The organism is Brevibacterium sp. K11IcPPYGO002, from assembly GCF_050920635.1.
Lineage (GTDB): Bacteria > Actinomycetota > Actinomycetes > Actinomycetales > Brevibacteriaceae > Brevibacterium.
Genome location: NZ_CP131929.1, coordinates 3,785,035 through 3,809,211, shown reverse-complemented (window position 1 = coordinate 3,809,211; position 24,177 = coordinate 3,785,035). Strand labels below are relative to the sequence as shown.

At 63.9% G+C, this 24,177-nt stretch carries 15 protein-coding genes and 1 pseudogene; 13 read left to right on the top strand and 3 right to left on the bottom strand.

All coding sequences use genetic code 11. The features are described 5' to 3' along the window. Positions 1–89: 89 nt before the first annotated feature. Together QYM46_RS17415 and QYM46_RS17410 are read right to left on the bottom strand one after the other, a co-directional pair. Positions 90–1,235: an acyl-CoA dehydrogenase family protein gene (locus QYM46_RS17415; protein ID WP_432789974.1), complete on the bottom strand. Its 1,146-nt coding sequence runs from the start codon at positions 1,233–1,235 to the stop codon at positions 90–92. 38 nt (positions 1,236–1,273) lie between these two features. Further along, entirely contained in the window at positions 1,274–2,467 is a 1,194-nt protein-coding gene (locus QYM46_RS17410; RefSeq protein ID WP_169253461.1) for an acyl-CoA dehydrogenase family protein, read from the bottom strand. A 215-nt stretch (positions 2,468–2,682) separates the two neighbouring features. Between QYM46_RS17410 and QYM46_RS17405 the strand changes: the two are divergent. The 7 genes and pseudogenes from QYM46_RS17405 to QYM46_RS17375 form a co-directional block, all read left to right on the top strand. Next, positions 2,683–3,156: pseudogene (locus tag QYM46_RS17405) on the top strand (hypothetical protein); the annotation flags it as partial. A 1,410-nt stretch (positions 3,157–4,566) separates the two neighbouring features. Continuing rightward, the gene (locus tag QYM46_RS17400; RefSeq protein ID WP_432791760.1) at positions 4,567–5,316 is read left to right on the top strand and encodes a helix-turn-helix transcriptional regulator; all 750 of its coding nucleotides are present in this window, start codon (positions 4,567–4,569) and stop codon (positions 5,314–5,316) included. Beyond that, positions 5,301–7,874: a LuxR C-terminal-related transcriptional regulator gene (locus QYM46_RS17395; RefSeq protein WP_432789973.1), complete on the top strand. Its 2,574-nt coding sequence runs from the start codon at positions 5,301–5,303 to the stop codon at positions 7,872–7,874. The genes QYM46_RS17400 and QYM46_RS17395 overlap by 16 nt, the downstream gene beginning before the upstream one ends. Before the next feature lie 283 nt (positions 7,875–8,157). After that, positions 8,158–10,845, top strand: a complete 2,688-nt coding sequence (locus tag QYM46_RS17390) for a helix-turn-helix transcriptional regulator (protein WP_432789972.1) — start codon at positions 8,158–8,160, stop codon at positions 10,843–10,845. 248 nt (positions 10,846–11,093) lie between these two features. Then, entirely contained in the window at positions 11,094–13,070 is a 1,977-nt protein-coding gene (locus QYM46_RS17385; RefSeq protein ID WP_432789971.1) for a polysaccharide biosynthesis protein, read from the top strand. After that, the gene (locus QYM46_RS17380; RefSeq protein ID WP_432789970.1) at positions 13,067–14,311 is read left to right on the top strand and encodes a DegT/DnrJ/EryC1/StrS family aminotransferase; all 1,245 of its coding nucleotides are present in this window, start codon (positions 13,067–13,069) and stop codon (positions 14,309–14,311) included. Before QYM46_RS17385 ends, QYM46_RS17380 begins: the two co-directional genes overlap by 4 nt. A 71-nt stretch (positions 14,312–14,382) precedes the next feature. Further along, the gene (locus QYM46_RS17375; protein WP_432789969.1) at positions 14,383–15,699 is read left to right on the top strand and encodes a hypothetical protein; all 1,317 of its coding nucleotides are present in this window, start codon (positions 14,383–14,385) and stop codon (positions 15,697–15,699) included. Here the strand turns inward: QYM46_RS17375 and QYM46_RS17370 are convergent. Next, positions 15,688–16,755 (bottom strand): ATP-grasp domain-containing protein, encoded by a 1,068-nt coding sequence (locus tag QYM46_RS17370; protein WP_432789968.1) that lies wholly within the window; start codon positions 16,753–16,755, stop codon positions 15,688–15,690. The genes QYM46_RS17375 and QYM46_RS17370 overlap by 12 nt on opposite strands. Before the next feature lie 457 nt (positions 16,756–17,212). Between QYM46_RS17370 and QYM46_RS17365 the strand changes: the two genes are divergently transcribed. The 6 genes from QYM46_RS17365 to QYM46_RS17340 all read left to right on the top strand — a co-directional run bounded on the left by QYM46_RS17365 (position 17,213) and on the right by QYM46_RS17340 (position 24,176). Beyond that, complete coding sequence (locus tag QYM46_RS17365) at positions 17,213–17,830, top strand: low molecular weight phosphatase family protein (RefSeq protein WP_432789967.1); 618 nt, start codon at positions 17,213–17,215, stop codon at positions 17,828–17,830. Beyond that, on the top strand, positions 17,830–18,513 hold the full coding sequence (locus QYM46_RS17360) for a sugar transferase (RefSeq protein WP_432789966.1): 684 nt from the start codon (positions 17,830–17,832) through the stop codon (positions 18,511–18,513). Before QYM46_RS17365 ends, QYM46_RS17360 begins: the two co-directional genes overlap by 1 nt. Further along, positions 18,500–19,861: a lipopolysaccharide biosynthesis protein gene (locus tag QYM46_RS17355; RefSeq protein ID WP_432789965.1), complete on the top strand. Its 1,362-nt coding sequence runs from the start codon at positions 18,500–18,502 to the stop codon at positions 19,859–19,861. Before QYM46_RS17360 ends, QYM46_RS17355 begins: the two co-directional genes overlap by 14 nt. A gap of 4 nt (positions 19,862–19,865) precedes the next feature. Further along, complete coding sequence (locus QYM46_RS17350; protein ID WP_432789964.1) at positions 19,866–21,044, top strand: glycosyltransferase family 4 protein; 1,179 nt, start codon at positions 19,866–19,868, stop codon at positions 21,042–21,044. An 87-nt stretch (positions 21,045–21,131) separates the two neighbouring features. Continuing rightward, positions 21,132–22,679 carry a polysaccharide biosynthesis tyrosine autokinase gene (locus QYM46_RS17345; protein ID WP_432789963.1) on the top strand — a complete coding sequence of 516 codons (1,548 nt, stop codon included), beginning with the start codon at positions 21,132–21,134 and terminating at the stop codon, positions 22,677–22,679. A gap of 135 nt (positions 22,680–22,814) precedes the next feature. Further along, a complete protein-coding gene (locus QYM46_RS17340) occupies positions 22,815–24,176 on the top strand; it encodes a hypothetical protein (RefSeq protein ID WP_432789962.1) in 1,362 nt (453 codons plus the stop codon). Position 24,177 lies beyond the last annotated feature (1 nt).

The following is a 24,177-nucleotide window of genomic DNA, read 5'->3' as shown; positions in this document are numbered from 1 at the left end:
ACCCGGCCGCCTCGGTGGGTGCCGGCGAGCCTCGACGACGCAGCGCCGCACGCTCGGGGTCGAACGTGCGGCGCTGAAGTGCCGCTGCCTCAGCTGAGGTCGGCGGCCTTGGGTTCGATGAGTCCGCCGAGTTCCGCGAGCTCTGCAGTCAGCGAATCCGAGTCGTCGAAGGTGCGGGTCATGACCGTCAGGCGCTTGGCATAGTGGCCGATGGGGTATTCCATGGTCATGCCGATGCCGCCGTGCATCTGGATCGACTCCTGGCTGATGTTCCGAGCGGCCCGGTCGACGATGATCTTCGCGGCGATGACGTCGCGGTGACGGTCCTTCTCGGCACCGGGGACCTCCGAAGTGACGGCCAGGCGCGAATACAGGGCCATGCTGCGTGCGTACTCGAGCTCGGCGTAGAGGTCTGCGGCGCGGTGCTGCAGAGCCTGGTTCGCACCGATCGGAGCACCGAACTGCTCACGGGTCTTCAGATACTCGGCGGTCATCGTCAGCGAGGCTTCGAGTGCGCCGACTGCCTCGGCCATGATCGCGGCGTTGCCCAGGTCGAGGACTTCGGAGAGCACGGCGTCGGCGTCGGCGGCGTCGAGGCGCTGGGCGGCGGCACCGTCGAGCTTGAGGTTCGCACTGCCCAGGCCATCGGCCTGACGCTGAGCCACACGGGTCAGGCCCTCGGCATCAGCGGCGACGAGGTAGAGGCCGAGTTCGCCGTTCTGCGTGGCGGTGACGACGAAGTGGTCGGCGACGTCTCCGCCGAGCACGTTGGTCTTCTCGCCGGTGAGGGTGAAGCTGCCGTCTGCACCGGAGACCTGGGTCTGCGGGGCGTCGACTGCGTAGCGCAGTCCGGGCTCGAGTGCGGCGAGAGCGAGGAAGGTCTGTCCCTCGGCAACACCGGGCAGGATGGCCTGCTTCTGCTCCTCGCTGCCGCCGAGCAGAACGGCGTTGGCGCCGAGGACCGCGGTTGCCAGGAACGGTTCGAGGACGAGGGAGCGGCCGAACGCCTCAGCGACCACGGCCACCTCGTTGAAGGTCATGTCCGCGCCGCCGTAGGACTCGGGGATCGCAAGCCCGAGCAGTCCCATCTCGGCGAAGGCCTGCCACTTCTCGCGGGAGATGCCCTCGTCGCTGCGAAGGATCTCTTCGCGCTTGGCGATGTCGTACTCGCTGCGCAGGTACTTGTTCAGTGTGCTGGCGAGTTCTTGCTGAATGTCGTTGAGTTCAAGATCCATTGTTGTCCTTCTTGGGAGATCGGGTGAGCATCGGTATCTCAGAGACCGAGCAGTGCCTTCGAGATGATTCCGCGCTGCACCTCGGACGAACCGCCGTAGATGGTGACCTTGCGGGTGTTGAAGTAGCCGGGCAATGCGTCGACGGCGCCGTTGGGCAGGTCGGACAGACCCTGGCCCTGCACGCGGTCGGAGACGAAGTCGAGACCCTGCGGACCGAGCACGTCGACGAGGAGTTCGGAGATGTCCTCCTGCAGCTGGGAGCCCTTGAGTTTGAGCACCGAGGAGCGCGGATCCGGCTTGTCGGACCCGGCGGCCTGAGTGGAGAGGATCCGCAGCTGGGTCATCTCGAGCGCGGTGAGTTCGGCTTCGATCTTCGTCAGGCGAGCAGAGAACAGGGGGTCGTCGAGCAGAGTGCCGCGAGCGGTCTTCGTCACCGCGGCATAGGCCTTGGCACGGGCGAGGTTGACCTTCGAACCGCCGATGCGGGCGATTCCGGTGCGCTCGTTGCCGAGGAGGAACTTCGCGTAGGTCCAACCCTTGTTCTCTTCGCCGACGAGGTTCTCGACGGGCACCTCGACATTGTCGAAGAAGACCTCGTTGACCTCGTGGCCGCCGTCGATGAGCTGGATCGGACGGACGGTGACGCCGGGGGTCTTCATGTCGATGAGCAGGAAGGAGATGCCGGCCTGCTTCTTCACATCCGGATCGGTGCGCACGAGGTTGAAGATCCAGTCGCCGTACTGACCCAGGGTCGTCCAGGTCTTCTGACCGTTGACGATGTACTTGTCGCCCTGGCGCACCGCCGTGGTCTTGAGCGAGGCGAGGTCCGAACCGGCGTTGGGCTCGGAGAATCCCTGCGACCACCAGATGTCGATGTTCGCGGTGGCGGGCAGGAAGCGCTCCTTGATCTCCTGCGAGCCGAAGGTGGCGATGACGGGGCCGACCATGGAGACGTTGAACGGCAACGGCTGCGGAACGCAGGCCAGCTGCATCTCTTCGAGCCAGATGTGACGCTGCACGGGGGTCCAGTCCTGGCCGCCCCATTCGACCGGCCAGTTCGGCACGGCGTAGCCGTGCTCGTTGAGGATCCGCTGCGAGGTGACCATGTCTTCCTTGCTCAGCTCCTGGCCGGTGGCGACCTTGAAGCGGAGCTCCTCGGGGATCTCCGTGCGGTAGAACTGACGCATCTGCTGCGCGAAATCGCGCTCTTCTGCATTCAGTAGTGTGTCCATGCGAGCTCCTTATAGATCGTTCAGTAACTTTCCTTCAATGGTACGGTCCGGTGTTCGGGCTCACAAGTGGGCGATGAGGGATATCCTCGCCGAGGCGGCCCCCAGTGGGGGCGGACGTTGATGTCACAATCGCCTAACTTTATTTCAAAAATGTATTACTACAGCTATCGCAAGTGGTAATACTGTTTGTGGAATTTCTTCGTTGATTCCGAGACGTGAGCCTCTCCGGACCGAACCCCGTGCCGCTGGGCTCCGCATTCCCCGCCGCAGAAGATCCCCAGGGGTACGGAAAGCTGAGTGACGTGTCAGGCAGGACCACACACATCCCCCCGGTCGCACCCTCGCGCCGGCTCTTCGGATACGAGTCCGAACTCTCGACGGTCGTCGACGCGCTCTCCGGGCAGAAGCATCTGGGCGCACTCATCATCGGCGCGGCGGGCGTCGGGAAGACCGCGTTGGTCAACACCGCACTCTCTCGTCTCGACCCCGATCTGTCGGTCACCCGTCTGCGCGGCTCGGAGAATGCGCGGGCCAGAAACCTCGGAATCTTCGAAATCCTGCTGTCACGGGAGGGCATCGACACGGACCTCCCACCCGGTCGAGCGCTGTCGGTGATCGGTGACCTGTTCGAACGCAGAGCCGCGGGCGGGCGCTCTCTGGTCGTCGTCGACAATGCCGATCTCGTCGACGATCATTCCCTCGCAGTGCTGGCTCAGCTGACGGATGCACGCAGGATCACGCTCGTCATCGCCGCCGAATCCGCACGCCCGCCGGTCGATCTCATCGCCGGCCTGTGGCTGGCCGGAAACGTCGTCAGGATCGATCTGGACGGTATCGACGAGGCGGATGCGGTGGCGATGATCACCAGCATCGGACTCATGGAGACCGAGACGAGATCGGTCTCGGAGCTGACCGCCCTGGCCCATGGCAATCCGCGGCTGCTCGAGAGGCTGCTGTTCGGACGGAGCCGGACCAGCGGGGTCGAAACCGCGATCGCCCGGGTCGATCAGTCCAGTCGAGAGGTCATCGAAACCGTCTCTCTCATCGAAGCGGTGCCCTATGACGTGCTCGTCGGACTCACCAGTCCGCAGACGATCGACGCTCTGGCGGAGGACGGTCTGCTCTCGATCTCGAAAGGGCGAGGGGGAGAGGTGAGCATGCACGAACCCGTCACGGCTGAGAATGTCCGCGCCGCGGTTCCGCCTTCTCGCAGTCTCGAACTGCTCACTCGGTTCGATTCCGTGGTCGACCGTTCGGCTCTCCATGGTCGGGCGCTCTTCGGCTGCGCCGCGTGGTCGATCTCCTTGGGGCGAGTGCCGCCTCCCGAACAGGTGCGGGAGGCCGCGGGCTGGGGGAACGCACAGGGCAGGTACCTCGAAGCCGCGGAGATCGTCCGGACCAGCGGCTACCGCGGCTCCGAAATCGACCTCGAGCTCGCCCGCTGCGAGTGGGGAGCAGGCCGTCTCAGGCAGGCCAGGGAGATCATGGAACCGCTCGTCTCCGAAGCATGTCTGAATCCGGATGCCTCAAAGCACGAGTACCTGTCCCGACTCGCCTCCATGGAACTGAGGCTGGTGGACCCACGGAGGCCCGAGGATCTGCGGCTGGACTGGGTCCGGGACACGCTTTCGCTGCCGATCGACATCGGCCGCCTGGACGCGACGCGTGCTCGATTCGAACTCAAAGGGGGTCGGATCGCCGCTGCCTGCGCTCTGGCCGAAAGCGTCTATCTCAACCACGCGTGTTCGGTGCGCCACCGTCTCAGGGCGTGTGCGTTCCTCGGCGTGGCAGAAGTGATGGCCGGGCACATCGAACTGGGGCTGAGCTATATCGCCCAAGCCCGGCTCATGTTCGGACTTCCCGGGCCCGAATCGTTCGAACGGGAAGATGCCGTCCCGCAGTTCTTCGTGGCGAACTTCATCGCCGGCAACTGGGCCGAGGCGCGAACGGCAATGGATGAACTGACGTCCAGCCGACGGCTGACCAGACTGACGAACGCGCTCATCGACCTGCGTACCGGCAACGCGGCGAAGGCTCACCGCATCTTCAGCGAACTCAACCTCGGTGCCGACCCCTGCGACATCGTCGATATAGCGGGAATGGCCAGGTCGGCGCTGTCTTTCTCCGCGGTGCTGACACATCAGCGGAGCGAAGTCGTCCCGATCGCCGTCGACGAGGGCTCCGACGCCAGTCGGCACTCGTGGTGGGCGTCCTTCGAAGCCAGACTCTTCGACCTTCAGGCATTGGCGCAGACGTCGCCCGGGCCCGCAGGCCCGCAACTGTACGAGCTCGGGGCCTGGGCGGACGAGCACGGCGCGCACACTCTTGCCTGCCTCGCCTGGCTCGAAGCCGGCCGGCTCGGACATGAGCAGGCCATCGGCTGCCTGGCGGCGTCGGCCGGCAGGGTCGATGGTGCCCTCGGTCGCCTGCTGCGTGCTGTGTCTCATGCCTTCAGCACAGGCGATCTGCAGGCGCTCATCACCGCGGCCCGTGAGGCGCTGCTCTTCGGCGCCGTCGTGCTCTGCGCCCAACTGTCCGGCGAGGCCCGACAGCGCGCCGTCGCCGAAGGCGATGCCGCAGCCACCAAAGAAGCCCGGATCCTGCTGGGGCGGAGTCGGCGCGAGCTCGACTTCGGCAGTGATGGAAAGCTGTTCCATGAGAACTTGACCGAGCTCGAAGAAGCAATCATCACCGGTGTCGTCGACGGCCGGACGAGCGCCGGGATCGGAGTGGAGCTGCACCTGTCGGCCCGAACCGTCGAATGGCACCTCGGCCGTCTCTACCGCCGAGTTCACGTGGCCAATCGGCAGGAGCTGCGAGAGGTGGTGACGGAATGGCTGAGGAACTGACCACAGCAGCCGCCTCGAGTGCTCCTGACGGAACAGAGATCTTCGGACGCAGAGGCGAACTCGACCTGATCCGTCAGTCATTGCGCTGTTCGGAATGCTCCGGCATCCTCATCGAAGGTGAGATCGGCGTCGGCAAGACCCTCCTGGCGAGAACTGCCTTCGCGGATGGGAACGACGGAATCTGGATCCGCGGGGACCGGGTGCACCAGAACACCGAGTTCGGCGTCTTCGGTCTGCTCGTCGACCTCGATGGCGACCCTTCCGCGCTGCTGGGGCGAATCGTGTCCCGGCTCACCGTGACTCGAACTCCCCAGGCGGTCTTCGTCGACGATGCCCACCTGCTGGACTCCCGCTCGCAGGAGATCCTGGCCGACTTGGCCAGCGTCGGTTCGATCAGGCTCGTTGCGATGTCGCGATCCAATCCCGAGAGCGGGGTCATGCCGTTCTCGACTCTGGTCGAAGACCGTGTGCTCCAGCATCTCGTCCTCGGCCCTCTGCCGCTTGAGGACTATCGGTCGATGATCGAACACCGCCTCGGTCACATCGTGTCCCAGGCCGTGGTCGACATCGTCGACTTCCATTCGCAGCGCAATCCGGGCAAGCTCATCGAACTCCTCGAATACACCTCACGACGTTCGCGCTTCCTCATGCGCCGAGGAGTGTGGATCCTCGACGGACTCGACACCGACTACGATGCGCGTGCCCGCGACTATGCACGGATCGGTCTTGCCGACCATTCGCCGCAGGAGACGGAAGCCCTCGAGCTTGTCGTCCTTGCGGGAGAGGTGGAACTTGCGACACTGCTCGAGGCGGGACTCGGGGAAGCCGCGGATGCGCTCGTGGCCGCCGGCGAGCTGAAGATCGACGCGCAGCGGTCCCATATCTATAGGGCGGTCGAGAACCACGCCTCGGACACGATCAGGTTCACAACTCCGACCGGTCAGAGCAGAGAGTGGTTCGAATTCATCGACGCTTGCGGAGATGCGCCTTCGGAGTGGTCGCAGGTGGTCAGGACCGAATGGGGACTGATCTGCGGAGCAGAGGTCAGCGAGTCGAAGACCATCGAGGCCGCACTGGCCGCCGCCCGCCTCGGAGACTGGCATCGGGCCATGCGGCTGATCGGGCAGATCCCGACAGAGCGGATGAGCCCGCACGAGCTGCTCTCGGTCGCTCTGCTCTACTGCGGATGCAATAAAGCTCCGCTCGGCCTCGACTTCTTGGCCCACGCGGTCCGCACCGCATGCTGCGCCCAGCTGGTCGTGGACTCACTCGTGGTGTGGATGAATCGCGCTCTCAGCTCCATGTCGCCCGCTCTGCGGCTTGCGGATTTCCGCACCGCACTGGAACGGCTGCAGGACGACGGTGACGGACACCCCGGAGGGGGAGTGGACGCAGAGTTCGGGCTCAAGCTGTTCGACCGAGTCGCTGCGGTCATGGCCGAAGAACGACCGGTCACGGTGGATGTCTTCGAAGGACTCTCCCACGAGAGCGTCGCGCCAGGCAGCTTCCACCTTTTCGACACGATGCTGCATGCAACATTTATGCTCGACTCGGGCCTCACCTTGGAAGCGCTCGCCCTCCTCGAATCCCTGCAGGCCGAATTCCACTTCGAAAGCACGGCAGTGCTCCACGTGGCCATGCTGCGGGGGCGCACTCTGCTGCAGCTGGGTCGGGTAGCCGAAGCGAAGGAGCTGATGACAGCGCTGCCGACCCATGACATCGCGTATCTGTCAGCCCGTTCGGGACCGACTGACCTGCTGTGGGCGCAGACCCACCTGCTTGAGGGCAACCTCCCGGGGGCGATGAAAGCGCTGCGAGCCGCGATCGAATCGCTGACCTATTGGAACTTGGGCACGCAGCTTCCCATCGCATTGGCAGAGGCCGAATATGCGGTGTCTCGGGTGGGAACTGCGGCTGAGGCCGATGATCTGCATGCCCGCTTCGATGAGCTGCCCGTGGCTGCTCCCTACCATGAATATCGGCGGGCGCTCGTGCTGCGGACGACTGCACGTGCGATTCGGACAGGGGAGCCCAAGCACGAACACGAGCTGCGCCGCATGTTGGACGAAGCCGAAGCCGATGGGGCAGCAGCGATCGTCGTCCTCATCCGCCTGCATCTCTTCCTGCACTTCGACGAGATCGCACCCGAGGCGATGTGTGAAGCGGCCGCGCACGGAAGCGGGCGTGAGTTCGACATCGTCGGCCGCCTCGGCGCTGCTCTGCGCGATCATGATCGTGCTGCTTTGACGTCGCTTGCGGAGGAATACGGCCCGTCGATGCCGGACCTGGCGGGCAGATGTGTCGCATTGTCTGCGCGGTTCGGAGCCGGCCAGAGCCGCGGACCGGGCGGGCAGGTCACGGGTCTGACTGCTCGGGAGAAGCAGATCAGTGTGCTCATCGTCGCCGGCCGATCGAATGCGGAGATCGCTGCGGAGCTGGGGGTGCGGGTGCGAACGGTCGAAGGACACACGTACCGGCTGTTCCGAAAACTCGGCATCGAGCGCCGCGAACAGGTTGCCGAGGCGGTGCGGGATACCGAAGGTCGACTGCGCGCCTGAGCTCGAACCGAGTATGCGCGACTGCGGGATTTCGGACACGAGTGAGTACTCGCAGTGATGCTCCAGTGGTGACCTGCCGGTGACTGAGTAGTGACCTGAAGGGTATTCCCGTATCGACCACCTGGTCCGAGGCGGCTGCCGGCGAGCAGTATCTGAGTATGGACATCACACCTCAGCCTCCTCTGCGAACCGATCCCCGCGCCGTGCGAATGGCAGCGGCCGTCCCCGTGCCGGGACTCCCTCTCGGAACGATCTTCCCGAACCCGACGACGGGAGGCGGATCATGCGTCAGGTGATTCGTCGCAAGGAAGTCGGCGACCTCCGCTCCCTCCTCTCCCGACACCGTGCCGCTGCCCTCACCGGCGGCTTCGGGTCCGGAAGGCGTTCGATCCTGCGAGCACTCGAGTCGGAGTGGGACGGGACGGTCATCAGGGTCGCATCGAGTCCGCTTGACGAGGACACGCCCTTGTCCGGGTTAGGCGGTCTGCTCGCCGCAGTCAGCGCATCCGCGAACGGGCCCTCCGACCCGGCGGAGCTCGCCGCCGATGAGATCGTGCCGAGGATGATGGCGGCTCTCCGATCGATCCCCGGAGAGGAGGACACGCTCATCCTCGTGCCCAATGCCGATGACATGGACATGGACTCGCAGCGGGTGCTCGGTCAGGCGCTGCGCCGGTTGAAGTCAGGACGTCTGCAAATCGTCATCACGGTTCGGTCGATCGACGATGATGGTCCGTTCGCCTCGGTGCCGGAGATCGAACTCGCGGATCTCGGCATCGCCGAGCTCATCGAGCTCGCCCGTGAACTCGCTTTGGCCCGCTTCGGACACACGAGGATCGCCGAGGAGGCGGCCCAGGTCGCCGCCCACGCCGCAGCCGGTCGTCCCCTGGCCGTCTGTCACATCCTCGAGGAGATGGCGCCCAGTGAGATGCGCGGGGAGATCGCGCTGTCGATCCCGGTGCGAGTGGGACCGGCCAGCCGCCCGATGATCGCCGACTACGTCGAGGGGCTGAGCGATGGCGCCGATGCGCTGCTCAGATGCCTGTCGCTGTCCCCGCTGACTCCGCTGCGGCCCCTGGCCAGGAGGCTGCCCGGGTTCTGGGAAGCCGTCGACGAGTTGGAATCGCGCGGCACGATCGAACGTCGGGGAGCGTTTCTGCGGATACCGCACGGATTCGTCCGTGCCATGGTGCAGCAGTCGATGGGGGCGAGCGAGCGACGCCGAACCCACCTCGTCCTGGCCGAGGACTGTGCCGACACATGGCCGCAGATCGAGGCATGGCATGTCTCGTTCATCGACCCGGGTGAGGAGACCGCGCAGCTGCTGGCGGCGCACGCTCTCGGCCTGGTGCGCCGCGGACTCACTGCCGGAGGTGCCGAATTCGCCGAACGGGCCATCCGAGTCTGCGACGACATCGAGGAGCTGCGCGGTCAGTTGGTCGAGATCGCCGAGACACTGTCCGATCACGGGCAGTTCGCCTTCTCGCGCCGCTATGTGAGGATCGCCTCCCGGTCGAATCGGGCCGCGGTCGTCGTCCGGGCTCGGACGCTCGAGGTCCGCAATGTCTTCCTCGAGACGCAGACGCTGCCGTCCCCGTTGTTCACATCGTGGAGCAGTCGCGAATCGGAGCAGGCGCCCGCCGAAGTGGCGCGCCTGCAGCTGACTCTGGCGCTCTGCCATTGTGAACGGGGCGAATTCGCCCGAGCGCAGGAGCTTCTGACCCTTGCCGAAGCTGTCGTTGAGCACGTCCGCGACAGCGAGCAGCAGCTTGTCCGCGCCGTGCGCATCCTGCTCGACAGCAACAGTGGGGAGGACAGGTCGGCGCTCGCGGGATTCGCGAACCTGCAGGAACATCAGGATTCGATCAGACCGAGCTTCGGACTCGCCGTGGCCCAGGGGCTGGTTCTCACCGAGCACTATGAAGCCGCGACCGCCGTACTCGATCACATCGGTGAGACCTGTGCAGCGACCAGGGTCTGGAAGCGGCAGGTGGATTGTGTCCGTGCTGATCTGAACATGCGCCTCGGCCGGATCAGTCAGGCCGTCGAGGTCATCGACAAGGTCATCGCGGAATCGGAGGCCGACAAGCGCAGAGGACTCGTCGTCGTTCGGCAGGATCGGATCCTGCTGCTGCACTCCTGGAAGCTGCTGCTGACCGGACGCACCGGCGAAGCAGGGCTCGTCGAGGAACAGACGGCGGTCTGGGCTTCGGCGACGAACAACCACCGCCTGCTGGCCGAGCTCAATGCGCTTCAGGGCAGATACCTGCTGCGCACCGACTGTCCGGCCGAAGCGCTCGGGCACCTTCGACGCTGCGAACAGCTGTCCGTGGACGAGGCCAACCCGAACGTGCGTCGAATCGACGGCGACCTCATCGAAGTGTTGGTGGGTGTGGGCAGACGCGAGCATGCGACTCTTCTGCTGCAGAAGCTGCGTGACCGCGCGAAGGCGTGCCCATCTCGGTGGACCGATCTGGTCGTCGGTCGGAGCGAAGCGCTCCTGGCCGCCGGGGAGACAGCCACCGAACTGTTCGGGAGAGTGCTGCGGCAGTCCGGCAGCACTGAATTCGTCTTCGAGAAGGCGGTCGCTCATGCGGCATTCGCCTCGAGACTGACCGACAACGGCTCGAAGCTGAGAGCACGCGAACAGAGGCTCGCCGCTGCCGCGCTGTTTCGCGAAGTCGGGGCCGATCGTTTTGCCGACCATCTCCGCACCGGTCAGATCGTCGACGAGCCGGAGGCGCCGACGATGCCTGAGATTCCGCGCCTCGGCGAGCTCAGCGATGAGGAGCTCAAAGTCGTCGAGCTGGTCCGTGCCGGGCTGAAGAACAGGGAGATCTCCGAGCGGATCTTCGTCTCCCTGCGCACCGTCGAACTCCGCCTCACGGCTGTCTACCGCAAGCTCGATGTCGGGTCGCGAACAGAACTCGTGTCTCGTTTGGCGGGCAACCCGCGTCTCGCCGCGGTCTGAGCTGGTGTCCGTGCGGAGCGTAAGCCGCAGACGGTTCGCGCCGTCTGCGGCAGAACGCCCCGCGGAGACCCGCACCGCAGTCGCGGATGACCGCAGTCTCCTCTCCGCAACCACCAGAACAGAGTCATCGCACTCCTAGCGTGAAGTCGACGCATTCCGCAGTTGGAAACGCAGCATCGCCGGCTCTCACCGACGATGCCCGGCCGCCACAGTGACGGGGCCGGAAGAGTCGAACATGGGAGATCACGATGACTGTGTCAGAACATCCGAATCCACTCACCCGGACAGGTGCGGTGGGCGCGGCTCCGCCGGCTCCGGTGCCCGCCGGTGCACCCCGGTCGGCGCGGCTGGCGATGCGGATCTGGAGGAACAAGACCAGATTTCAGCTGGTCTTCGACGTCGGAGCATGGGCTGTTGCCGGACTGCTCGCATCGGCGGTCATGGGTGCGGGTGTCGTCGGCGCAGCTGAACTTGCCTCCGCAGCAACGACCGCAGTGGTCCTGCAGCTGCTCCTCGGTCTGCTCATCGGGCTCTACCGCAGTCGCTACCACTACGGCAGCTTCGCCGAATACGGCGGCATCGCGATCATCGCCCTGATCAGCGCGTGCGGTCTGATGGCTGTCACCTTGGGGGATTCCCCATTCGTTCTGCTCACCGTGTTCTCCGCCATCATCTTCATGACCGGCAGCCGGTACCTCGTCCGCTGGTCCCACCAGATCGCGACCCGTCCGCTGCAAGGGGAGCGAGTGCTCGTCGTCGGCGCGGGTGCCGCGGCTGAGTCCCTCATCCGGCAGATGCTCTCCGACCCCGACGGTGCGTATCTTCCCGTCGGTCTCATCGACGACGATCCGCACAAACGGCAACTCAGCATCCATGGGGTCCGTGTTCGGGGCACGAGTGAGGACATCGCCGAGGTGGCCGGATGGCTCAATGTCTCCGGAGTCATCGTTGCGATCGCCGATTCCGAAGCGGATTTCCTGCAGACCTGCCGTGATCGTCTGCAGCCGACAGGGAAATGGCTGAGGACGATCCCGCCCCTGGCAGAGATGGTCAATCGGAAGGTCGAGATCGGCGATATCCGCGATATCAAGGTCGAAGACCTCATCGGTCGTGCTCCGGTGCACACCGATCTGGCGGAGATCGCGAAGAAGGTGGCCGGCAAGAGGGTGCTCGTCACCGGAGCCGGAGGATCGATCGGCAGCGAGCTCTGCCGACAGCTGTTCGCTCTCCACCCAGAGAGTCTCGTCATGCTCGACCGGGATGAGACCGCGCTGCATGGAGTCGAACTCACGCTCTACGGTTCTGCACTGCTGATGTCGCCGAACACGGTGCTCGCCGATATCCGTGACAGGAGCGCCCTCGACCACATCTTCGCCGAGGCGCAGCCGCAGATCGTCTTCCACGCGGCGGCACTCAAGCATCTGCCGATGCTGCAGCGGTTCCCCGAGGAAGCCTGGAAGACGAATGTCCACGGCACCCTCAATGTCCTCGAAGCCGCGCATGCTGTCGGAGTCGAAACCTTCGTCAACATCTCGACGGATAAGGCCGCTGCCCCGACGAGCGAACTCGGTCGGAGCAAGCGGATCGCCGAACGACTGGTCAGCGGATTCGCAGCGAAATCGCCCGGAACCTACCTCTCTGTCCGCTTCGGCAATGTTCTGGGCTCCCGCGGATCGGTTCTCCTGTCGTTCCAGGAGCAGATCAGACAGGGCGGCCCGATCACGGTCACCGACCCTGAGGTCCGGCGCTTCTTCATGACGATTCCGGAGGCCTGCCAGCTGGTGCTGCAGGCAGCGACGATCGGCGAAGACGGCTACGTCATGGTCCTGGACATGGGAGAGCCCGTGCGCATCGTCGACATCGCCCGAAGCCTCGTGGCGATGTCGAATCAGAACACCGAAATCGTCTACACCGGACTGCGCGAAGGCGAGAAGCTCGACGAGGAGCTCTTCGGTGACTACGAGGGTACGGTCATCCGCATCCACGACAAGATCAGCCGCGTGGAGGCGCCAGAACTCTCTTCTGTCGATCTGCCCGTCGTCATGGCCGAGCGAAGTGTCATCGACGAATTCTGCAGTCGCAGTTGCCGGACTCAACCGGACATCGGCCGCCCAGGGGCTCCCCGAGAGGAAGTCGGTCATCAAGCGCACCGCCGAGAACCCGTCGGTGGACCTGCCTACCTGCCAGCGCCGGTCAGGCTGGTCAAGGATGAGGTCAGGCCATGACGATTTCGGATGCGGTGCCGACGAAGCCTCAGGTGGCTGCTCCGTCTCAGATCATCCCGGCTGCCAAGCGGATTCTGCTGTCAGGACCAGATGTCGGAGATCTCGAAGAAGAATATCTGCTCCGTGCTTTCCGCAGCGGATGGATAGCTCCAGTCGGCCCCGACCTCGAAGCCTTTGAGAGGGAACTGGCAGACAAGGTGGGAGTCGCATACGCAGTCGGACTCTCGTCTGGTACAGCAGCTCTGCATCTCGGACTGCTGGGCCTCGGAGTGAAGCCGGGAGACCGAGTGATCACGTCGACGATGACGTTCGCAGCGACGGCGAATGCGATCACCTACTGCGGGGCCGAACCCGTGTTCGTCGACTGCGTCGACGACGGGAACATGGATCCGATCCAACTCCATCGGGCACTGAAGGACTCGATCGTGAGCGGAACGAAGCCTGCAGCAATCGTCCCGGTCGACCTGCTCGGACGGCCTGCCGACTACGGTCGGATCCTTCCGATCGCAGCCGAATTCGACGTTCCTGTGCTCGTCGATGCCGCGGAATCGCTGGGATCGCACTATGGGGACCAAGCCTGCGGCAGCCTCGGCGAGGCTGCGGTGGTGTCCTTCAACGGGAATAAGATCATGACCACCTCGGGCGGTGGAGCACTGCTCACGGACGATGTGAATCTTGCGGAATACGCCAGGTATCTGTCGACTCAGGCCAGGGAGCCTGTGGCGCATTACGAACACAGAGAGGTCGGCTTCAACTACCGTCTGAGTAATCTGCTTGCCGCACTCGGGCGGGCACAGCTGGCCCGACTCGAGGGGCTGGTCGAACGGCGTCGGGAGATCCGCGGCCGTTATCGCGACTCGATCGTCGCGGCGACTGACGGGGTCTCACTTTTCGGTGACGTCAACGAACACGGTGACAACGCTTGGTTGTCGGCGATCCTCGTCGATGAGAGTCGTACGGGCTTTACTGCCGGCGAGCTCGGTGCATGGTTGGCCGAACACAACATTGAGACGCGGTCGCTGTGGAAGCCGATGCATCTGCAGCCGGTCTTCGCGGGGGCGCGGACGTACGGGGGAGATGTCTCCGAAAGGCTCTTCAGCACAGGACTGACGCTGCCGAGCGGATCATCGATGAACGAAGCAGATGTCGAGCGGGTCATCGCGACCATAGCGGCTTTCCTCCAATCGCGAGTCGCGCCGCGCATCAGGCAGGCCAACCAACGAAGTCTCTTGCCCGAGTGAAGCCGACTCGGCTTCTGAACTGCATCAACGCTGGAAGAAATCGGAATCCCAAACAGGAGAAGTGAATCGCAATGTTGTCCACAGCTCGCAGATATGCGGCGCAGATGCTGCCGAACGGAGTGTCGTCGGCCGTCGTCGATGACGTCTATTCGGCGCTGACGAGTCCTACTGCTCACTATCGTCACGACGCACTTGAACGGATTGCGCAGCACGCACGTACCCATGTGCCCTTCTACCGACGGTTGCCGGGACAGGGGTTCGAATCATTGCCCGTCGTCACGAAACCGATGATGGTGGCCGACCGCTCGCAGTTCTTCGACAGGCGGGCGGATCCCGACCGACTCACCACCAGATTCTCGTCGGGCACATCCGGAATCAGCTATGTTTCCTACTTCGACGCCGACCGGATTTCCCATCATCGGGCCGAGATGGTTGCGGTCCACAGATACCTGGGAGCCGACCCCTTCGCAACGGTAGTTCACGGCACCTCATGGCTTGACGTGTCGGCTCGAACCAAACTGGCGTTCTGTCTGCAGGGCAAGAAGATGTACACCGGCGAGAGTGACGAGCGAAGCATCCGGACGATTGCGAAATGGCTGCGGCGCCGACGCGGCACGATCATCGTTGCCCTCTGCTCTTACCTGGATGCTCTCTTCGAGGGGTTCCGTGAGTTCGACATCGTGTTCGACGAAGGGGTCATCGGGGCCGTTCTCGGCATCGGCGAACCGGCAACGAGTTCGCTGAAACAGTTGGTGAGTACTCATGCCGGAGTCAGTCTCTTCATGCGGTACTCCAATACCGAGAACGGGATCTTCGGCATTTCGAACGGTGCGCTGACCCGCTATACGCTCAACACTTCGACTTTCCATTTCGAGATTCTTCAGCTGGATTCGGACGAACCCGTCCGACCCGGTGAGATCGGTCGGATTGTGGTCACCGATCTGCACAATCGGGCATCTCCCTACCTCAGATACGACACCGGTGACCTCGGGCGTTTCGCCTTCGATGAGAACGGTGCTGCGAATCCCGCAATTCTGCAGGAACTCAGAGGGCGAAAGCGTGATTTCCCGATCGGGGGGACTGCAGAAGCACCGCGCAGGCTGCTCTACATGGAAATCCTCGAACCTGTTGACCGGATGCCCGACATCCGACAGTTCCAGCTGCGTCAGAACGACTTCGGCAAATTCACTTGGGTGCTCAATGCGCCGCGGTCGGTCGAGATCGAGGCGCGGCTGCGCAAGCTTCTCGACGAGAGCGTGGGAGACATCGTCAGCTGTGAGTTCTCGTATGACTGTGAAGAACTGATCGTGGGTTTCGGCAAACGCCAGCACTTCATCAATGAAATGCCGGATCCGGAACTGTACTTCCGCTCCGGATCATTGCGCTGAGTCGGGCAGCGATGCCGATTCCCGCGCTGTGACGCGGACGCTTTCGTACTTCGCAGACACCACCCCTGGCTCATAGCTGGCCCATTCCTGACCGACGTCTCTGCCGAGGGCCTGAGCCAGGCAGTAAAGAGGCACGTCGGCCCCAGCCAGATGCACGAATGGGTAACCGCCGCCGAACCGCGGATTGATGTCGATGACGGTACTCAGCCCATTCTCGTCGAGGAACATATCGACATCGATGAGTCCGGTGAGCCCGGACGCTTCTGCAATGAGTGCCGAATTGGCTGTGAATGGCGCAGGATCGACCGAGACCGCCTTGTCCGTCTCACCTGCCCGCATCCGCATCTTGCGTCGAGCGAGGACCCCGGCAAGTTCACCGGGCGCACGAAGCGCACCGACGATGTCGATTCCGTGTTCGACTCCGGACAGACGTGGTTGGACTACGACGTCGTCGGGACTCGGAGGGCCGCCTGTGGTCGTCGGTGCAGACAGCAGCGACTCGGATACGGCCTCCGCAGCTTTCTCAGCGGGAACGATCGCCAGGCCGGAGGAACCGCTGCCGAATCGGTGTTTGACCACGACGTCATCTGAACCAGCCATGAGAGCGGAGAGTCCGGCGCTGTCGCCGCCGGCGACTGTCGGTGCTGTCCGTACGCCGATTGCGGTCAGCATCTTCGCCATTTGCAGCTTGTCGGCACAGCCGCGCTGCCATTCGGCGGACACGCCGGGGACGAGCACGCCCGACTGTCGCATTCGGTCTGCGAGGTCCGTGGTCACATGGAGATGAAGGAGCTCATAGTCATTGACGGAGATGAACAGCAGTGGTTCGAGGTCGGCGATGAGGTCCAACAGGGCGGACTCGTAAGCGGAGTCCCCATAACTCGGCAAGATTCTGCAGATGTCGCCATAAGTCGCGGAAGAGCTCGTCTTGTCGTTCTCGGTCACAACCACTCGACCGTCGACACCGAGAGTGTCGAAGGCCTGCCGGAACCAATCGATGAGATAAAGGCGGCGGCCGGCTGAGCCGATCACGACCGTCACTGGAATCGACGACATGTGGTCCTCCTGCGATCAACCAGCGGAGTGCGGACTCTGTGAATGCATTTCCTCGGCGCGAAGAAGGCTGACGCCTTTGAACGGCGGTCTTCGGCCCGTACCCAGAAGCTTATCCGCCTCTCGGACGCCGAACCAGGATGCGCTCCGCTCCAAGCTCGTTCGAGCGGGTCACCGCAGGGTCACTGCGGGTCACCGCAGGCTCATGTGTCGGCTGGTTCCGGTCGCCGTGTGCGCCGGTAGCGTGAAGCCCGAATAGCCGAGCTCGCCGAGCAGGCCAGCACGGTGCAGAAGAGTCTCAGAGCGCTCACCGATGTCCATCGGTCCCCACGGTCGACAGCGGTCCTGCGCGCAATCATCTCGCAGTTCGAAAGGACACGGACATGGTCACGGTCGAAGAGGATCCGCTGCCGACGGGAACCGTTGGCAGAAGAGAGACGACGCTGAGAACGGACGAGCAGTGACAGCACAGACGTTCGACGTGCTCACTGTCTGCACCGGCAATATCTGCCGGTCGCGTATCGCAGAGCTGGTGCTCGCACAGAGGTTCGTCGACGTCTCCGAGATCCGTCTGCGCTCAGCCGGCACACGAGCCGCCTCAGGGTGGCTCATCCCGGAGGAAGTGCGGGAGATCGCCGGACATCTGGGCGTCGACGAAATCCGGACCCGCCGCACGAGGCAGGTGAATGAACAGTCGCTCGGCGACGCCGATCTCATTCTCGTGATGACGCGAGAGCACAGGCGGGAAGTGGTCGAACTCAACCCGCGGATCGTCAGGAGGACCTTCACGATCCGCGAACTCGCCAGCCTTGCAGCGGTGACCCGGGATGTCGACATCGTCAGAGAGGGTGCCGCCGCCACAGCAGATCGGGCCGCGCGCCTGCGAGCTGCGGTTGGGGCTGCGGCCCGCAGACGCAGCAGGCGCAGGTCTCCGAGTCTGGCCGCAAATGATGACGTCATCGATCCGTTCGGCGGAAACCGCGATGTCTACTCGCGTTCGGCTTTGCAACTCGCTCCCGCAGTCGAGGGGGTTGCTGCTCTGTTCCAACGTGCGCTCAACCTCGGGGAGGGGGAATGATGGGCGAGTTCGAACCGACAACGCCGAACCGGCGGCAGGGCGGCCCGAAGGCTGCGCGCCGCCAGCGATCCTACGACAGGGTGAAGCGGACGATCGATGTCTGCGCCAGTGCGCTCGGACTCATCGTGACGGCACCGGTGCAAGCGGGGGTCGCCGTCATCGTCCTCGTTGTGCACGGCAGGCCCGTGATATTCCGCCAACCTCGTCCGGGACGTGACGAGGAGATCTTCGACATCCTGAAATTCCGGACGATGCTCCATCGCGACGACGCCCACGTCACCGACGGCCAGCGTCTGACTCCGCTCGGACGGTTTCTGCGGGCCTCGAGCCTCGACGAGCTTCCGTCGCTGTGGAATGTCCTCCGGGGCGATATGAGTCTCGTCGGACCTCGGCCGCTGCGGGTCGAGTACCTCGAGCGCTACACCGAAGAGCAGTCGAGACGGCATGAGACTCTGCCGGGCATCACCGGTCTGGCACAGATCAGAGGCCGCAACGACCTCGATTGGGACGACAAGTTCCGACTCGATGTGGAGTACGTCGACCGCCGGTGTCTGCGCCTCGATCTGCACATACTGCTGCAGACGGTGCGGACGGTGCTCGGCAGGAAGGGAATCAGCAAAGGCGGTTTCGACACGATGCCGACGTTCACCGGAGGGGAGGACCCAGCCGATGGGCGTTCCTGAGCGATTCGGCGGTGCCAAACTCGCCGCTGCCGTGCTGGTGGCGTCGCAGGTGTTGGCCGCAGGAGGCGCCGTTGCCGTGAACCTGTTGGCCGCATTCGTGCTGAGCCCTTCCGGCCGCGGAGACCTCGCATTCGCCCTGCAGCTCGCGTACTTTCTCTCCGTATTCGCGATCATGGGGCTCGAACGACCTTTCATTGCGGCACGGTCCGGAGGATTCGGCACCGAGTACCGAGTCTTCGCCCGGATGGTGACGCCGGGAACTCTCTGCACCCTGCCGGTCGTGATCCTTGCGGTCGTGCTCTCGCCGTTCAGCACTGATTGGGTGTGGATGGGCCTCATCGCGATCGCCGGGTATGTCGCACTCAACTCCCTGGTACGGGCGTTGCGCGTTGCGTATGTCTGCAGCCGCGAATGGAAATGGTTCACGGCCAATGCCGTCGCCACTCAGGTCATCATCGTCATCGGCGCAACGCTGCTGGTCCTCCTGGATGTCGACGATCCGGTGCTGTGGATGTGGACGTACACCGCCTCAGCGCTGCCGGCTGTCGCGCTTCTGTTCCTCGCGCCGAAGACGTGGAAGTCGTCGGTTCCGACCCGGGATGAGAGCCGGGGACTGCGTCGTCGTGGTCTGGTCCTGCTCGCTTCGGATTTCAGCAACACCGCAATGCTGCGCTCGGACCGACTGCTCCTGCCCATGTTGAGCAGTTCGGCAGCGCTCGGTCTGTACGTCACAGTGGCCACTGTCCTGGAGATGGCCACGTGGCCGGTGCAGCAGTGGGTCGACGCTTCCCTGCGGAGCTGGTCGACAGCCTTCTCATCCCGTCCGCTCCCTGTCGTTCGTCTCGTCGGCGGCAGCCTGCTCCTGCTGGCAGTCTTCGCGGGGCTGCTGGGGTCGGCAGCGTGGGCCATGATCACCTTCGTCCTGCCGGAGTCCTATCTTCCAGCAACCGCGGTGATCATTCCCCTCGCGATCTCTGCCATCGTGTTCGGTCTGACTCGCGTCCAACAGGGACTGCTCATTGCCGCGGACGCACCGGGAACGGTGTCGATCGTCGAGATCATCGGCACCGTGGCCTCGATGCTTGCCTACCTCACCCTGATCCCGTCCTTCGGGATGCTCGGTGCGGCATACGGATCGATCATCGGCTACAGCGTCTGTGCTGCCGCCGGTGCGATCGCGCTGACCAGGGTGATGCGCGGCAGAACAGCCGAGCCGAATCGACGAAGGCCGTTGGAACGCGCCCAGATCGGGGCAATCCGTGAGCCGGTCAAACCCGCGCTCATGGCGGTGGCCGATGAACCTGCATCTGACACCGGGGGTCGAACCCCGGACGAGACGAGGAAGTGAACCCATGGACATCCTGATGATCGCGCATTTCACCGGTGGCGGGACACAACCCAATGACCGCTTCGACGCATTGGCGCGGATCCTCGTTCAACGTGGAGCACAGGTGGAGCTGGTCACCTCATCGTTCCACCATCTGTCGAAGCAGCAGAGGGACACCGGGCTTATCCGAAACCCGCTGTACACGACGACCTATCTGACTGAACCGGACTATCGGGGGAACATCTCAATCGGGCGTCTGCGCAGTCACCGTGCGCTGGCCAAGCGGCTCAGCGAGTACCTGCAGAAGCGCAGTGCGCCCGACGTCGTCTACTGTGCCGTCCCCTCACTCGAAGTCGCTCAGGTCGCTGCAGAGTACGCCGAACGCCGCGGGGTGCGGTTCGTCGTCGATGTCCAGGATCTGTGGCCAGAGGCGTTTGAGATGGTGCTCAGGCCGCAGTGGGCGGGACGATACCTGTTCGCGTCACTGCGCCGAGCGGCCGAGCGTATCTATCGAGCGGCCGACGCTGTCATCACAGTTTCAGAGACCTATTCGAATCGAGTCGCCGCCGCCCGCGGCGACGATTCGGCAGTCACGACCGTCTACCTGGGAACGGAGCTCAGCCGTTTCGACCGGTACACAGCAGAAAGACCGAGCGACGAAGGATACGTCGAACTCGCCTATATCGGGACGCTGGGCCACAGCTATGATCTGCCCACGGCCGTCGGCGCCGTCCGCAGTCTGAAACGCGAAGGCCTTCGTCTGCGACTGCACGTGATGGGCACCGGACCGTTCGAAAGCCGATGGCGTCGCGACTCGGCGGATCTGCCGGACGAAGTCGTCTTCTACGGAAGGCTCGAATTCCCGGAGATGGTCGCGCGTCTGCGCGGCTGCGATATCGCGATGAACCCCATCGTGGCCGGGGCCGCGCAGTCCATCACCAACAAGATCGGGGACTATGCGGCGGCAGGTCTGCCCGTGGTCAACTCACAGGAGTGCAGAGAATACCGCGACCTCCTCGACGGATACGGCGCCGGGATCAGCTGCGATCCGACGGTCGAGTCCATGTCCCGAGCCTTGGTGGAGATGGTGACCGACCAGCGGCTGGCCGAACTCGGTCGCGGATCCCGCCGCATGGCCGAGGAACGATTCGACCGCGCCGTGACCTATGACCGGCTGAGCGAGGTGGTCCTCGATGCCAGCTGAAACCCAACTGGCCGGCATGCGTCGCCGGCCGCCTGTCCGGAACTCAACTGTAATCCCGCAACACTCCTTCGACGGAAAAGGCCGATCATGACTGTTCAGCGTTATCTCACAATTCTCCGTGAGCGGTGGCTTGCCGCAATGTCGACGATTCTCCTCGTATTGGCCGTCGTCGGTGGGGTGACTGCACTGCAACCGCCGACGTACGAAGCCTCGGCGAACGTCTTCGTGCGTACTGACCCGGGAAGCTCTGTCACTGACCGCTCTGCTGCCGCCGACTATGCACGTCAGCAGATCTCCACCTATGCCGATCTGGTCACCACGCCGATCGTTCTCGATACGGCGATCAAGTCTCTCGGACTCGCCGCAGACGCAGGCGAACTCGCGAACCGAGTCTCAGCTGCCGTCCCCGAAGACACGCTTCTCATTTCGATCACGGCCAAAGCCGGCGATGCTCAGTCCTCAGCCGAGTTGGCGAATGCGGTGGCAGGCAGTCTCCGGACTCAGGTCGCCGAGCTCGAATCCGCCAGCGGACCGGCGACGGTTCAGCTGACGATCGTCACACCCGCGACGGCGCCGAGCAGCCCGGCTTCCCCGAACCTGCTGCAGAACTTGGTCCTCGGTCTGATGGCCGCACTGCTCGCCGGCTTCCTCGCGGCATTGCTGCGTGACCTCCTCGACAACAAGATCCGCAAGAGCGAAGACGTTGAGGCTCTCACCGATGCAGCAGTGATCGGCACCGTCGCCCGAATGACTGCGGGCCAAGACCACGCCTTCGTCTCGGAGCACGGAACTGAGAGCGACCAAGCTGAGTCTTACAGGGAACTGAGATCCAATCTGCGGTTCCTCGAATTGGGCAATACGAGTCGATCACTTCTCGTCACCTCATCGGTGAAGGGCGAAGGGAAGTCGGTGACGTCCATCAACCTCGCCGCCGCGCTTGCGCGCGCCGACTGCAGAGTTCTTCTGGTCGACGCAGACCTGCGAGATCCGTCGCTGCACAATTACCTCGGCCTTGAAGGCGGGGCAGGACTGTCGACCGTGCTCATCGGCGATTCCGATTTGGACGATGTGATCCAGCCACTGGAGATGACGAATCTCACCGTTCTCGCCAGCGGACCGATCCCGCCCAATCCGGCTGAGCTCCTCGACAGCGAACAGATGACGGCTTTCCTCACCGAAGCCGCTGCTCAGTACGACGTCGTCCTCCTCGACTCGGCCCCGCTGCTGGCTGCCACCGACGCAGCCGCGCTTGCTCGGCGTGTGTCCGGGACGATCTTCGTTGCGGGCAGCGGAACCGTCCGTCGGACGCAGATGTCACAGGCTCTGCGGAAGCTGCAGCTTGTGGACGGTCGACTTCTCGGCGTGGTGCTCAACGGAATGCCGAAGACTGACAGCACTGTCTATGCGCAGGTCTATCAGGACTCCTACGCTGCACCGAGCCGTCAGCGCGAGGCACGACCAGTGGAACGACGTCGTTCGCGCAGAAGTGCGCACTCGACGGAACACGGTGAAGGTATGCCGTCCTACGCCGTGGCCGCTCCTGCTGACGGGGGTGAACAGACCGATAACCTGGCGGGAAGAAGCCGGAGCCGCCATTCGGCAATGCACGGGCTGTGGGCTGCCGGCGATGACTGAGCATCCGGCAGTCGACACAGCTGAGAGAACGGCCGGGGGTGAACGGCCGTGACTCTGACAGCGTTGGAACTGCACCGACCGGCCGCCAAGCGGTCTTCGGCACCGCTTCCGCCCGTCCACCCTCCTCACTTCGTCATGACCTTCACGGCCGCGTGTCTCCTCGTCGTCATCGTCGCTCGGCTGTGGTTCTCGACAGACGATTCGGCAGTGAATCTCTCAAGCCAAGTGCTGTCGGTCGTCTCGTTCGTTCACGGTATGACGCTGTTCGTGATTCTCGGCCGTGATCGCATCACGATGCCCGGATATTTCATGGCTTCGAGCGCTGCCATCGTCGGGATCAGCGGACTGCTCGTCATTCCCGACCCCTATTTCATGGAAGGGGCCCACCCCGAGGTCTACCTCAATACGGCGCTGTTCGTCAGCGTCCTGACGCAGATCGGGATCGGGGCGCTCTGCCTGCGACTGGACTCGACAGGGCGACCGAGCCCGGTGATCCTGCCGCCGCGAACGGTGCGATGGTCACAAGTCGCCGGAATCCTCATGCTCATGATCGCCGCGGTCCTCGGCGAACGCCTCGAGCCGGTCCTCGACGGAGTCGGCTTCTCAGCAATCCTGCTCATCTGCGTTGCGACTCTGCTGAGCCCGAAAGGGCTGCAAAGCATATGGAACACCGCTCTCGTCCTGGGTGCCCTCGTGGCCTATCCGACGCTGATCATCTCGGGTACCGGACGATTGCGTGCGATCGCTCTCATCCTGGCGTTCGCCTACGTCTTCTTCCTCCGCTACGGACAGCGATGGCTGAAGACCGTGGGGGTCATCCTTGCCCCCATCCTGCTGGCGGCGCTGGGTGCCTGGCGGAAGGAATACGAGGTGTCGTTGAGCGGGGACTACGGCAACGACACCGGCCTGTCGTCCATGTTCGTCGCCATCGGCAACTTCGGCTCGCTGATTCGCGACTCCGAACTGGGGCGCCTGCCGACCCTCGGCGCATCACTCCTCTCACCGGTTCGGTCGGCACTGCCCGATGATCTGGTTCCGCACTGGATTCCCGACGCTATCGGCTACGAACTCGCGGCTCTCACCGACCCCGAACTCTACGGAACCGGGTTCTCCACAGTCGCTTCCATCTACGGTGACCTATGGTGGAATTTCGGAGCACTTGGGCTGATCCTCGGAGTGCCCCTGCTCGGGTTCATGCTCGATCGCATCGACGCGTGGACAATCCGCGGCTATCGGGCGGCAGCTCAGGGCTCGCGCGGACTTCTGTACTTCGTGTTCTTTGCTGCGTTGCTGGGCGGGGTCGGGGACATCGTCTGGGCAGGATTCCATACTTGGATCGTGCGCATGTACGCCCGGATCGCAGCGCTGCTTCTGCTGTGGGTGGTCAGCTTCTATTCTCCGATTCAGGTCTTCCCGACCTTCGTCTCTTTCAGGGAACCGAAGTCGCGAGCACCGAGCAGCGATCTGAACCCGCGAATCTCGAATCCCAGCGCGTGAA